Annotated in this window: 9 protein-coding genes; 7 read left to right on the top strand and 2 right to left on the bottom strand. The window is 37.5% G+C overall.

The window, feature by feature from the left end:
- The first annotated feature begins 42 nt into the window (after positions 1-42).
- From AC6CHK_RS08190 to AC6CHK_RS08165, 6 genes are all read left to right on the top strand, one after another.
- A complete protein-coding gene (locus tag AC6CHK_RS08190) occupies positions 43-3,327 on the top strand; it encodes a TonB-dependent receptor (protein ID WP_498095164.1) in 3,285 nt (1,094 codons plus the stop codon).
- Positions 3,328-3,621: 294 nt separating this feature from the next.
- Positions 3,622-4,917, top strand: a complete 1,296-nt coding sequence (locus tag AC6CHK_RS08185) for a beta-helix domain-containing protein (RefSeq protein ID WP_498095163.1) — start codon at positions 3,622-3,624, stop codon at positions 4,915-4,917.
- Positions 4,918-4,994: 77 nt separating this feature from the next.
- The gene (locus AC6CHK_RS08180; protein WP_498095162.1) at positions 4,995-5,912 is read left to right on the top strand and encodes a T9SS type A sorting domain-containing protein; all 918 of its coding nucleotides are present in this window, start codon (positions 4,995-4,997) and stop codon (positions 5,910-5,912) included.
- 182 nt (positions 5,913-6,094) lie between these two features.
- A complete protein-coding gene (locus tag AC6CHK_RS08175) occupies positions 6,095-6,835 on the top strand; it encodes a hypothetical protein (protein WP_498095161.1) in 741 nt (246 codons plus the stop codon).
- 3 nt (positions 6,836-6,838) lie between these two features.
- On the top strand, positions 6,839-8,200 hold the full coding sequence (locus AC6CHK_RS08170; protein WP_498095160.1) for a S41 family peptidase: 1,362 nt from the start codon (positions 6,839-6,841) through the stop codon (positions 8,198-8,200).
- Positions 8,201-8,219: 19 nt separating this feature from the next.
- Positions 8,220-8,492 (top strand): hypothetical protein, encoded by a 273-nt coding sequence (locus AC6CHK_RS08165; protein ID WP_498095159.1) that lies wholly within the window; start codon positions 8,220-8,222, stop codon positions 8,490-8,492.
- Positions 8,493-8,553: 61 nt separating this feature from the next.
- On the opposite strand, the gene AC6CHK_RS08160 is transcribed toward AC6CHK_RS08165, so the two are convergent.
- Together AC6CHK_RS08160 and AC6CHK_RS08155 are read right to left on the bottom strand one after the other, a co-directional pair.
- The gene (locus AC6CHK_RS08160) at positions 8,554-9,147 is read right to left on the bottom strand and encodes a DNA-3-methyladenine glycosylase (RefSeq protein ID WP_498095158.1); all 594 of its coding nucleotides are present in this window, start codon (positions 9,145-9,147) and stop codon (positions 8,554-8,556) included.
- Between the two features lie 135 nt (positions 9,148-9,282).
- Entirely contained in the window at positions 9,283-9,504 is a 222-nt protein-coding gene (locus AC6CHK_RS08155; RefSeq protein WP_498095157.1) for a hypothetical protein, read from the bottom strand.
- 231 nt (positions 9,505-9,735) lie between these two features.
- Here AC6CHK_RS08155 and AC6CHK_RS08150 point away from each other — a divergent pair, with 231 nt between their 5' ends.
- Positions 9,736-12,738, top strand: a complete 3,003-nt coding sequence (locus AC6CHK_RS08150) for a LamG-like jellyroll fold domain-containing protein (protein ID WP_498095156.1) — start codon at positions 9,736-9,738, stop codon at positions 12,736-12,738.
- Positions 12,739-12,803: the final 65 nt, after the last annotated feature.

Raw genomic sequence — 12,803 nt, 5'->3', positions numbered from 1 at the left:
CAAATCAAAAAGAATAACCAGAAATTTTAATTAAAAAAGAGGATGAAAAGTTTGAAGTGTAGTTTTACAATCGCGGCGTTGTTTTTTACTGTAGCAGCTGCAGAGGCACAGGAATTAGTACAGAAAGTATCGTTTTCTGTTCCTGCAAGCCGACCGCTGATTGAGGTTTTGGAAGAGTTTGCCGTTAAAACAGGGGCGAGGCTGGCTTATTCTAAATCAGATATTAAAGAATTAAAAGTAAAAAACATAAAGTGCGAAAATATTTCCGTCAGCAACTGTCTGGAGTACATTACAGAAGGCCTTCCGGTTGTTTTCCGTCTGCGCGGAGATCTTATTTCAATAAAATACGAAGGCTCGACGGTTTCTGAATTAGGAAACGGACGAGTTTCCGGAAAGATCGTTGATGAAGTCGGAAATCCGGTTGTCGGAGCTCAGGTGACCATTGCCGGAAAGACAGTGACAACAGATAATAACGGCGATTTTTCAGTTGATCTGCCTTCCGGAATTTATACTCTATCTGTTAAAGCCACAAAATTCAACACTTTAAGAGTCGAAAAATTATCGGTAAGCAATAACGAAACGAATAATATTTCATTCGCCATGAAGGCGGTTTCAGATAATATAACGGATATTAAAGAGGTCGTTATTACGGGAGCCCGTAAATCAGATACGCAAGCAGGATTATTGGCTTTACAGAAAAAAGCTGCACAAATGAGCGATGGAATTTCTGCCGAACAGATTTCGAAAACACCTGATAATGATGTTGGAGGAACATTAAAAAGAATCACTGGAATCACAACGATCGACAACAAATATGTGGTTGTCCGCTCAATGGGGGAACGCTGGAATACTGCCGCAATGGATGGGATCAGTCTGCCAAGTACGGAAGCTTATAACCAGAATTTTTCATTTGATATCATTCCGACAGCAATGGTAGAAAGCGTAATTGTAAGCAAAACCGCAACACCCGATATGAATGCCAGCTTCGCAGGCGGTTATGTAGAAGTGCGGACAAAAGATATTCCCAATCAGGATTTTACCACGGTAAGTATGGGAACTTCTTATAATGATATTTCTACTTTTAAAGAATTTCTGACGCGCCAACGAGGAAAATATGATTATTTCGGGTATGACGACGGAACGAGAGATTTCCCTAAAGGTCTTGGGGCGATGAATTGGGAAAATCCGTTGTTTTTTGAACAATCCAAGCAGTTTGTGAATGATAATTTTACAACTTACGGAACAAAAGCAGATTTAGGTTCCAATATGCAATTGGCTTTGGGAAGAACTTTTCAGCTTAAAAATAATAACAAATGGGGATTTGCCGGAGCTTTAACCATAAGAAACGAACAAACAAAGTTAGATATTGACCATACAGGAAGAGGAAACTGGCTTGATACAACAGAGCTTGTCAATGGCTGGCAGAAAACCGGAGCAGAGCCTGTTAAATTTTATAATTTTAAAAATCAGGGAGCTTCTTATACTTATAATTCTACGGTGGCAGGAATGATGAATTTTGGTTTGCAATTGGGAAAAAACAGAATCTCTTTCCGTAATTCTTACACACACATTTATGACAACACGCTTACAAAAGTTACCGGATGGAACGAATATACAGGAGGCAGCGGATTACCGGGCAATGCAGAATTATCTTACAATTATTTTTATAACGGAATTATTCCCAACAATGATCCGGAACAGATAAAAACATTAGATAGACCTTATACTGATAATGCCAATTATCCTATTTTTCAGACTCTTTTACAAAATAAGCTGGAAGGAAATCATAAAATAGGAAATGTGGATGTAGATTGGTTCATGGCAAGAACGGGCGTGGCATCCGATACCAAAGATTATACTTTACACCAGACTTTGTATGAGTTTATAGGAAGTGAAGTTTTAAACTATCATCAAATTAATAATTCTTCAAGTGATTTTGCAAGGGGTTATATAGAAAATAAGCAAACCGATTACAATTATGGAGCTTCTTTCAAATGGAATATTGCTTTTGGAAACTTTAAAAATGACATAAAAGTAGGATATGCCGGCGCATCAAAAAGCAATACCAACATACAACAGAAATTTTTGCTGAGAGTAGATGAAATAGGAGCAGGAACTAAAATCCTGACGATGCAGGGCGCGCTTTCTGACTGGTTCGACGGTTCGCACTACGTACCGGGAGGAATCGGGTGGCAGACAAGACCTCTTTATGAAAACGAAAAGTATGAAGGAGAAGTAGACCAGCATGCCGGATATATTATGTTTGATAACCGTTGGAACAAATTTAGATTGGTTTGGGGCTTGAGAGCGGAATATTTTAGATACAATCTGATTTCTCAGCAGCTGGATCCAGGTGATCCGCAGAATGTTTTCAAAACCGCTGTTGAAGACAAACCCTGGCAATTTATGCCTTCTGCCAATTTTACCTACAGCCCGACGAATAAGATTAATGTAAGGATTGCTTACAGTAAAACCGTAATCAGACCTCAATTTAACGAAAGAACAGGATTGCCGTATTTCGATCCCATTGCCAACGGGTTGATTCATAATACGGAGATGGTATCATCAGTAGTAAATAATTATGACTTCAAATTTGAATGGTTTCCCGGGTTAGGAGAAATATTTTCCGCAGGGCTGTATTATAAAAACATCAACAGACCGATTGAAAGGGAAGGATTTATTTCCAACGAAGGCAATTTACATCTTTATAACGGAAATTCTAAAAATGCAAAACTTAAAGGCGTGGAAGTTGAGGTCAGAAAAAATTTAGGCTTCATTAACACAGATTCTTTTCTGGAAAAGCTTTTCATAAGCGGAAACTTCACCTATAACGATACCAAAGTAATCTCTTTTAAAGACAAGTATAATAAAGAAGATACAGATGCTACTTATGAGGTGGACAGACCACTATACGGGCAAACTCCTTATGCTTATAATTTGGGATTAATGTATGACGGCGAACGTTTGGGATTAAGCTTTTTATACAATGCTAAAGGTGATCAATATATCACAGTAGGATACGGATACAACGGTGAAGAAATACAAAGACCTTATGCAGTTGCCGACGCACAGATTTCGTATAAGTTTCTTAGAGAAAGAAATTTAGAAGTGAAGTTTAACGCCAGAAATCTTTTCAACAGAGTAAAAGAATTTTACAATAATTATAATTCTTATTCAGTATCAAATGGTGAGAATCTTCAGACAGAAAGAGAAATGCTGGCGCTTTTGCCAGGTGCAACCGATAAATATGATAAAAACATTGATAAGATTTTGTTCCGTGCTTATAGCGGAAGAATGTTAGGATTAAGTGTGAATTATACTTTTTAATAATTAAAAGAAAAGAGCTCCAAATAGTGATGTACAGGTTTCGGCATCCTGAGAATGAATCAAACTATATTACTGATGATGCGCAGCAACAGTAAAGATTCAGGCAAAACCGAATGCCAGTTGTTTTCCCGGACACAGGTTTTATTACAATCGGGAAACTTTGCAATGCAGCACCTCATGCAGCGCACAAGTAAGAAAAAATAACCAAATCGCAGAAATACAGAGGTGGGTATTTCTAAATATAAAAACATCAGGTCTGAAACATAAACAACCGACCTAATAAAATTTTTAACAATGAAAAAATTAACTCTAATTGCTGTTGCAGCATTATCGCTTACAGCTTGTCAACATGATTCATTAGCAGATTCTTCATCTCCATTCGAAATGCAGTCTGCTTCTGCTGAATACATTACAGCTTCTTCACTTCCTGTAACTACTGTTAGCGGAAACATTACGGCCAACACTACTTGGAGCGGAGTGATAGAGCTAGACGGTATTGTTACTGTGAAAAACGGTGCTACTTTGACGATCCAGCCGGGTACTTTTATTAAAGCTAAACCAAACGCTATCGGAGAAGGTTCAGGAATATTGGTGATTACAAAAGCAGGTAAAATCAATGCTACAGGTACAGAAGCTCAGCCAATCGTTTTTACAAGTTATAAATTATTGGACGGAAATGAAGATACAACAGCATCTCCTGGAGATTTTGGAGGTATTGTAATATTGGGTAATGCACCTACGAATGTGCCAACAACGACAACTATCGAAGGATTAACGGGTGTAGATTATCAGTTTGGAGGTACAAATTCTACTCATAATGCAGGAACTTTAAAATATGTTCGTATCGAATTTGCTGGTTACGATTTTGTGGGAGCTAATTCAGGTAATGAAGTGAATGCTTTATCATTAGGAGGTGTTGGAAGTGGTACTATTTTGGACCATATTCAGGTTTCTTACGGACAGGATGATTCTTTTGAGTTCTTCGGCGGAACTGTAAATGCGACCAACTTGGTATCTTTTGCTGCAGAAGATGATAATTTTGATTTTGATAACGGATATACAGGGACAATTACATGTGCTCTTTCTTTGGCAGATTACAACTCTGCGCACACGGTAAGTGGTGGAAGCCCGGACTCAAATGGTATCGAATTGGACAATAATGCAGGTGGAACGTCTACTACATTACTTACGCATCCAATAATCAATAATCTTACAATCGTAGGTGCTTCAAGCAGTACAAACGGAGCATTATATGAAAACGGTATCCATATCAGAAGAAATGGAAGATTAACGTTAAATGATGCTGTGGTTACAGGATATCCTACAGCGATCAGAGTTGAAGGTTCAGGTTCTGAATTATCTTCTGCATCTGTTTACAGCTCGATCAAAGTACACGGATTCAACACAACTGTTGTTACAGGTTTAGGTACTGCGGGAATTCCTGCTGCAAACATCGTTTCTTCAGCATCAGCAAATGCTTTCGGAATGTCTCAGCCATTCTTTAACAATGGAGGATGGAATTTATCTCCAAGAAACTGTGGAAATTTCCAAGGTATCTGGACAAAATATGATTTCTCAGTTGTACAATAATCTTACTTAAAATGCAGGGATGGTATCATTGCCATTCCCTGCTTTTATTACAAACAAAAACTTTAATAATTGGTATTATGAAAAAATTAATTTTATTTTCTATTCTATTTTTATCGCAATTAGCATTTGCGCAATATCCTGTCTGGAGCAATACTTTTGATACACCTGCCTCTTTGCAGGGATGGACTTTTTATGATCTGAACAACAACGGAAACGGATGGGTTCAGGGACAAAATATCTACCACAACGGCACATCTTTAGCCTACGGAACGTCAGGAGTTTTACGCCATTCTATCAATCTGGTTCCTTCGGGTAATGCGACAGGCTTTGCCGCAGAAAGTGACTGGATTGTTTCACCAGAGATCAATCTTGCAGGTGTCGGTGGCACGATCACACTTGCGGGTTACCTTGGAAGACAAAGGTCTACCCACGCAAGCGTAAGCAGAGATATTTATATTTTCGTAAGCACTCCACAGAAACAAGTGCCTGAATTGTCTGATTTCCAACAATTGGCAACTGATGCACAAAATACAGGAGGAGCATTATATAAATTCAGCGCCACAAGTGCTACGCTGCCAACTGATCTTACTCAATTTGCCGAATCTTTGGTTGATATTTCAGTTTTTGCAGGGAAAAAAATCTACATTGGATTGTGGTCAAATAGAATAACATCCGGTGGTGCCATAAATTCTCAGAATATCAATATTGATGAGATTGCTATTTATTCATCAGTTTTAAAAACAAATGATATAAAAACAGTTAAAAACCTAACCAAAATAATGGAAAATCCTGTAACAAACTCTTTACAATTACAGCTTAATCCAAATTTAAAAGAAAACACAACAACAGTTGCTGTTTATAATTTGACGGGTCAAAAAGTTTTGATGACCAAATTTTCAAAAAACATGAATGTAACTGCATTATCAACAGGAACTTATATTGCTGAGGTTTCTGATGGAAAAACAACAGAAAGATTAAAATTTATCAAGAAATAAAATCATTATAAAGCCAGCATCAATTCAAAATAATAACCATGAAAACTTTTAAATAATGTTGGCTTTTTTAAACTTAAAATTATTATTCAGAAACATATCCAATTTAGTTTTTTTTTATAATTGTTGCCCTGCTTTCGGGTGGGGCAATTTTTAAGTTAAACTTTATAATTTAAATAATATAGATGAAAAATATCATAGCACTGGTACTGTTTACCATACTTTTTTCGTGTACCGATAATGATATGATGCAGCCGTACGACAAAGCGCAAAAAGCTGCTGATATCAATGTGAAAGGCTATTCCAATCCGGATGTGTTGCAATTGAGGCTGAATGGCTCTCCCATTGCTATCAACGGAAATACTTCTTATAAAGATAAAATCGAAACTCAGATCAAATTTGTGCTTGATGAAGGTGAAACCGATGAACTTGGGATTTACAATAATCAAACAGGGGCACAGATTGCAAAATATACAGTCAATTACAATAATTTAGAAGATTACAAAAACCTGTATTTCTTTAATCTTCCGGGGATTTTTCTGAAAACTTATGCTGTAAAACCTCAGGTAAATCTGGGAAAAGTAGGATTTGAATTTATTTTTCCGAATCTTGGCGAGTTCTCCGGATCGTCACTTACTCAAGTTAAAGGTATTCTGAAAAGAGAAAACGGTGTCGTGTTGGCAGAATTTGACAATATTGGAAAAGACAATTTTACGTCGGTAAAAATCTATAATTTTTTCAGTGCTACCGCTCCTGTTTATTTAGAATTGTACAAGCCGGGAACTACAGAACCTTATACGGGTTCCAATCCAATTCAGGTTAAAATAAAGCAGGATATTGGAGCCAATATGATTATTATTCAGGAGAAAATGGAGAATGGAGTATGGGTGGTAAAAGGAGATATAGACGTTGCCGATTATCTATAAACAATGAAAAAAATAAAGCATTTTTTTACATATCACTTATTGCTGATTATTTTGATGGGCATTGCTTTTCTTTCGTGCAGAGAAGCAGATGAAGGTTTGCCAGATTTCCCTGAAGGCAGCACGGAATCTGTCAATGTGTGGGTTCAGGATAGCATGCGACGATATTATTATTGGGCAGATCAGATTCCTACAAAACCGGATTATCATCTTCCAGTAAAAGATTTTTTTAAAAGCTTATTATCTCCTCAAGATCGCTTTTCTTATATTGTTGACACCAAAGATTCTTCCACTTATCCACGTTCTATTCGGGGGATGTATGGTTTTGATTATGCGGTTTTGCAGCTCGGGAATGGTGAAGTTGTTACCGTTATAAAGCTTGTTCTTACCAATTCCCCGGCTATGAATGCAGGATTAAAGAGAGGAATGATGATTAAAAAAATCAATGGAACAGTGATTACCGCTTCCAATGCAGAGCAATTAACATCATCACTTCCTTATCAGACTGTTATTAATCTTACGGTTGGAAATTGGCAGAATAATACGATTGTTAATGAAAAAAACATTACTGTATATTACGGATATTCTCTTGAACAGCCTATTAATTCTAAAATTATTGAGCAATCCGGCAAGAAAACAGGATATCTTTATATTTATGATTTTCCTGATGGAATGACACAAACTTTAAATCAGAAATTCAGTGAATTTAAGGCTGCAGGTGTTCAGGAATTGATCCTGGATCTTCGTTACAATTACGGTGGTTCGGTTTCATCGGCTGCTGCATTATGTTCGTTAATTCCTTCCGGAATATCAGCAGACTCACAATTTATTACATATAAAGGAAATAAGAACGGGGGAGAAGTAAAGCGTACGTTTTCGCAACAGATTGCTTACGATCCCAACGCACTTGATTTTAATACGCTTCATGCCAATTCGTTAGGTTTAAATAAAGTATATATTCTTACTTCCAGCAGTACGGCTTCGGCTTCGGAAATTGTTATTAATAATTTAAAACCTTACATGGAGGTGATTCAGGTTGGAGAAAAAACATTGGGAAAAGATATGGCGGGCTTTGCGATTGAAGATAAACGGAAGCCTAAAAAGATTTCGTGGCAGATTCATCCTGTCATTTATAAAGTTTTCAATGCTAACGGGGAAGGCGGCTACAGCAACGGAATTGTTCCGCAGACTTTGGTGGATGAATATAATTCGTTACCCCTTTTACCTCTTGGCGACTCTGAAGAAACATTGCTTTCGTCGGTTTTACAGAAAATTTATTTTAAATCATCTAATGGCAAATCGGATTCCGATACCAATGTGAAAGTTTTATTTCAGAGCGATAATCCTGCTGCCGGAATTGCAAGATGATCTTCAAAGCTTTAATAAAATGCAGGGAATAGAGCCTAAAATTCATAACAGCCTTACAGAACGTATGGAATCTTACCGTTATTTAATAGAAAAAACGGAAGAATTTGATGCTCAATCTTTTGAAATAATTTCACGGGCTTCTGAATTGCGGGATTTGTATGAAAATTATTTAAGCAACAAAAGGAAACTGGAGCAAAGTATAAAAGATTACAAACAATTTCATAATGATTTGCGAAAGGCTGTAACGCCAAAGCTTCGTGAATTGAAAAAGAAATTAAATTCTCATCAATAAATTAGTGATAAACAAACACTAAAACCTGTACAAAATCGCCTGAAGTTTTTGCATATATTCATTACTTCCTGCTATATTTAGAAACTTTAACGAAAAATCGCAGTGGTAAATCAGCATGTTCCTGTGCATAAGCAATCCCGATACGCGGAGCAGCAACGATTTGGGAAGGTTGATATGAAATACCTCGATCTTCAATCCAAATATGTTCTTCTGTAAGCGAAGTTTTATTGAACGTAGAATCAATTGCCAGGGATTTGCATACGGAGCCGGGACCTGAAGAAATAGCTTTATTAGTTACCGGCATATTTCTTCTAAGTTCCATCATTTCCAGACCTTCAAAAGGTTCGATGCTTCTGATGAGAACACATTTTGGGTCATCCTTTACCGAGGTAACAACATTCAGCAGATAATGAATTCCATAACAAAGATACACATAAGCCACACCGCCTTCTTTATACATGATTTCAGTGCGGGCTGTGCGACGACTTCCGTAGGCGTGTGATGCTTTATCTTCAATACCGAAGTAAGCTTCAGTTTCAACGATGATACCTGCAGTTAAGCAGCCTTCTTTTACGGTAAAAAGTATTTTTCCCAATAAATCTTTCGCCAACAGAGAAACATCAGTATTTAAATAGTATGACTTTGGTAGTTTCAAAGAATAAGTTTATTAAAATAATATTTCAAATGGTAAAATTTATGAGTAAACTTCTGAAACATCAAACTCAAAAGTTAACTAATTAAAGTATTCTGTAAACAAAACTCCAAAGTAAGAAGACTTTGGAGCAATTATTTAGAAATTTACCCTGATATCGGCAGGCTTTTCCATTCTGATCGTTACCTTTTCAAGATCATCAACAAGTTCACAATCCACCTCAGCATAATTTGCATCATCCTGTTTTGCCTGCACTTTAATATTCCCAAATCCTACTTCATCTTTAGAAATTTCGATAAAGTAATCGTTTGTTTCTTCGTCTTGTGTGAAATGTTCTTTTTTAAAATCAATAAACTGCATATCAATATTGTATTTGGTTAAAAACTAAAATTAGCAATTATTGAAGAATAATAAATGATTTGTGGTATCTAATTTTTCAGTTTACGGAATCATATTATTCGGATCATTGCAATACTGACTGAAAACTGTTTAACAGAAGCATCATCGTTTGGTATGTAGATGCAAACAGGATGGAGCAGGATGCCGCTGTTTGGTATTGTGGTTAGATTAGTTAACACAAAATTAATATTTATGAAAAGTAAATCTTTACCATTTAAGCATGCTCTTAAATCTTTACTGCTTTGTGGATTAACATTATCCACAATCGATTTTAATGCTCAGACGCTGGCATTTCCTGAAGCGACCGGCTTTGGCAGATTTACGACAGGGGCAAGAGGTGCGGCAAATCCTCAAATTTATTTGGTTACCAATTTAAATGACGGCGGGCCAGGCTCATTCCGTGATGCGGTGAGTCAGCCGGGAAGATTTGTAATATTTAAAGTTGGAGGCATCGTTAATTTGCAATCAGTAGTTGCTGTGGCTGCCAATACCACGATTGCAGGACAAACTGCTCCCGGAGAAGGTATATTGTTTTTGGGACCTCGAGTTTCATTTACAGGAGCCAATAATACCATTGCAAGATATATGCGTATCCGTTACGGTGGAACTTCTCAAAATCAGGATGCTTCAGGAATCGCCAACGGAGCGAATATGATTTTAGATCATATGACTTTTACCTGGGGTACAGACGAAGTATTTTCGATTAACTGGGACAATAACGGTACAAGTCCTGATAATATAACGATTCAGAATTCTATTATTGGGCAAGGGCTACACCGCCATAATCATTCTGCCGGAGGATTAATGCAACCACCGCCGGGAGGAAAGATAAGCCTGATAGGAAACTTATACATCTGTAACAAAACCCGTAATAATAAAATAAAAGGAATCAATGAATTTGTAAACAACGTTGTTTACAATTGGGGAAATTATGGCAACACGTATGGACACACACAATCCGGGGAAGCTTATATTATGGGCGGAGATTCTGCAGGAAGTTCTTTTGCCAATATCATCAATAATTATTTTATCGGAGGCCCGAATACAAGCAATACGGTTTCAACTCCTTTTAGCGTAGGAAATGCGAACTTCAATTTATACGGTGCCGGAAATTATTTTGACAACAATAAAAACGGAGTATTAGACGGAGCTTTAGTTCCTCAGAATTTAACAGGATATCCTGTAGGAAATGCCGCGGCAATCATGGCGACTCCATATGATTATCCAATGAAAACCCCAACATTAACCGCTCAGGATGCGTTCAATAATATAGTTGCTGGTGTAGGCGCATCATTTCCGAAACGGGATCAGGTGGATAGCTTAATGATTTCAGATCTTATGTCTAAAGGAACGACGGCTACTTATGTTTATGTACAAAATGATCTGGTAATTCAGTTTGGATTTACAAATGGCGGTGCAGGACATATTTATGGTGCGCCTGCTCCTTTGGATACAGATAATGACGGTATGCCTGATGTCTGGGAAACTGCCAACGGACTGAATCCTAATGTTTTCGATGCTTTGACCGTAAGCACAACACAAGCTCCGTATCTGAATATTGAGGTTTACATTAATAGTTTACCCAATACAACGCCTCCGGATTTTATTATTCCGCCATCAAATTTGAATTTTACTAATGCAGTCACAACAACAGGAACTCCGGTTTCAAGTTCTTTAACAGTTAATTGGAATGATAATGCAGCTAATGAAACCAATTATGTTTTGGAGCGTTCTACCAATGGAACTGCTTTTACAGTGATTGCAACATTACCTGCGAATACAACTACATATAATGAAACAGGTTTAACACCAAATACTCAATATTATTACAGAGTAAAAGCAACCAACGCTACAGATTCTTCGGTTTATACAACCAATGCATCAGTAACGACACCGCCGATTCCGTCAGCTCCAACACAAGCCACGAATCCTATTCCTGCTAACGGCAATAATAATGCAGAATTTAACAATGGTAATCTGCTTTTGAAATGGACGGGCAGTACCAACACGACAACGTATTCAGTTTATTTTGGAACAGATCCTCAAAATTTGAGCAATGTTGGAAGTGTACCTTATTCTGCCACACCGTCTTACCAGCTTGCCAATTTAAATCCGGCAACCAATTATTACTGGAGAATTGATGCAAGTAATGCTTTGGGTGTTGCGACTGGAAATGTGTGGAGCTTCCGTGCGTTGATCCCAAGCCTTGTAGGAAACTGGCCATTCGCTGAAGCTCCTTCTGCAGGTGCTCAAATTGCTGATGCAACGTCTTTTGCCAATCATGGAATACTAGATGTAGCTTATGATAATGCCAGCGTGAGAGTACCAGGAAAGGAAAACAATGCCCTTGATCTGTCAACTTCTCCGGACAATATGTATATAGCGAGTATTCCGCATCAGGATCATATTATGTTTGATAATCATTCTTTTTCTGTTTCGTATTGGATGAAAGCTCCTACAAGCATGATCCCGTCTTCTTCATCAACAAGTCTTTATGTATTGTGTAAAGGTTCGTTTACGGCCAACACTACAACAGGCGCGACCGGTAAACGTTTTAACGTAGAGATCAAGGGAGGGCAGCTGAGGTATGCGATAGATGATAACGTAACGAAAAGGGAAATCACATCACCCATTGCCAATTATTTTACGAACAACTGGGTGCATGTTGTGATCCAGAGAGATGTTATTGCACATAAGATGAGAATTTATACAAATGGTGTTTTAAGTACTGAAGGAGACGAAACTGCGGTTACCGGTATTGGTGAAGCAAGTGATCTGATCATCGGAAACATCGGTGAGTTGGAGTTCCAGGCGACTACCGCTCCGGCTCCTTACAAAGGTGCATTTGATGAACTTAAGATGTTTAATTATGCATTATCTCCAACAGAAATAGCTGCTTTATATAATCAGGCTGTATTGAGCAATGCGGAATTCAGCATCAGCAAAAATGTGGGAAGCGTATACCCGAATCCTGTGAAAGATGAGATATTCATTAAGCTTCCTGAATATAAAAAATCCAGTCTGACAGCAACGCTGATGGATATGACAGGAAAAGTGATCATTAAAGAAAAAATAAATGCTAACGGAAACGGAACATTTAATCTGAATGTTGCCGGTAAAAAAGTATCCGGAAACTATATACTGAACGTTTCAGGAGATGATCTGAACAGCAATTTTAAAATAATAGTTCAGTAGAAAACAAGAGCACACTTAGTTAATTTCATATTTCTCAAAGGAAATCCTTTCAATTTTTTGAAAGG

The sequence above is a fragment of the Chryseobacterium sp. GQ58 genome (genome assembly GCF_059758895.1).
Note: the sequence above shows the minus strand (reverse complement) of the source record. Positions and strands in the feature narration are given on the sequence as shown.

Coding starts and splice junctions, on each gene's coding strand:
- AC6CHK_RS08190 (WP_498095164.1), top strand. CDS start 43: ATGAAAAGTTTGAAGTGTAGTTTTACAATCGCGGCGTTGTTTTTTACT.
- AC6CHK_RS08185 (WP_498095163.1), top strand. CDS start 3,622: ATGAAAAAATTAACTCTAATTGCTGTTGCAGCATTATCGCTTACAGCT.
- AC6CHK_RS08180 (WP_498095162.1), top strand. CDS start 4,995: ATGAAAAAATTAATTTTATTTTCTATTCTATTTTTATCGCAATTAGCA.
- AC6CHK_RS08175 (WP_498095161.1), top strand. CDS start 6,095: ATGAAAAATATCATAGCACTGGTACTGTTTACCATACTTTTTTCGTGT.
- AC6CHK_RS08170 (WP_498095160.1), top strand. CDS start 6,839: ATGAAAAAAATAAAGCATTTTTTTACATATCACTTATTGCTGATTATT.
- AC6CHK_RS08165 (WP_498095159.1), top strand. CDS start 8,220: ATGCAGGGAATAGAGCCTAAAATTCATAACAGCCTTACAGAACGTATG.
- AC6CHK_RS08155 (WP_498095157.1), bottom strand. CDS start 9,504: ATGCAGTTTATTGATTTTAAAAAAGAACATTTCACACAAGACGAAGAA.
- AC6CHK_RS08150 (WP_498095156.1), top strand. CDS start 9,736: ATGAAAAGTAAATCTTTACCATTTAAGCATGCTCTTAAATCTTTACTG.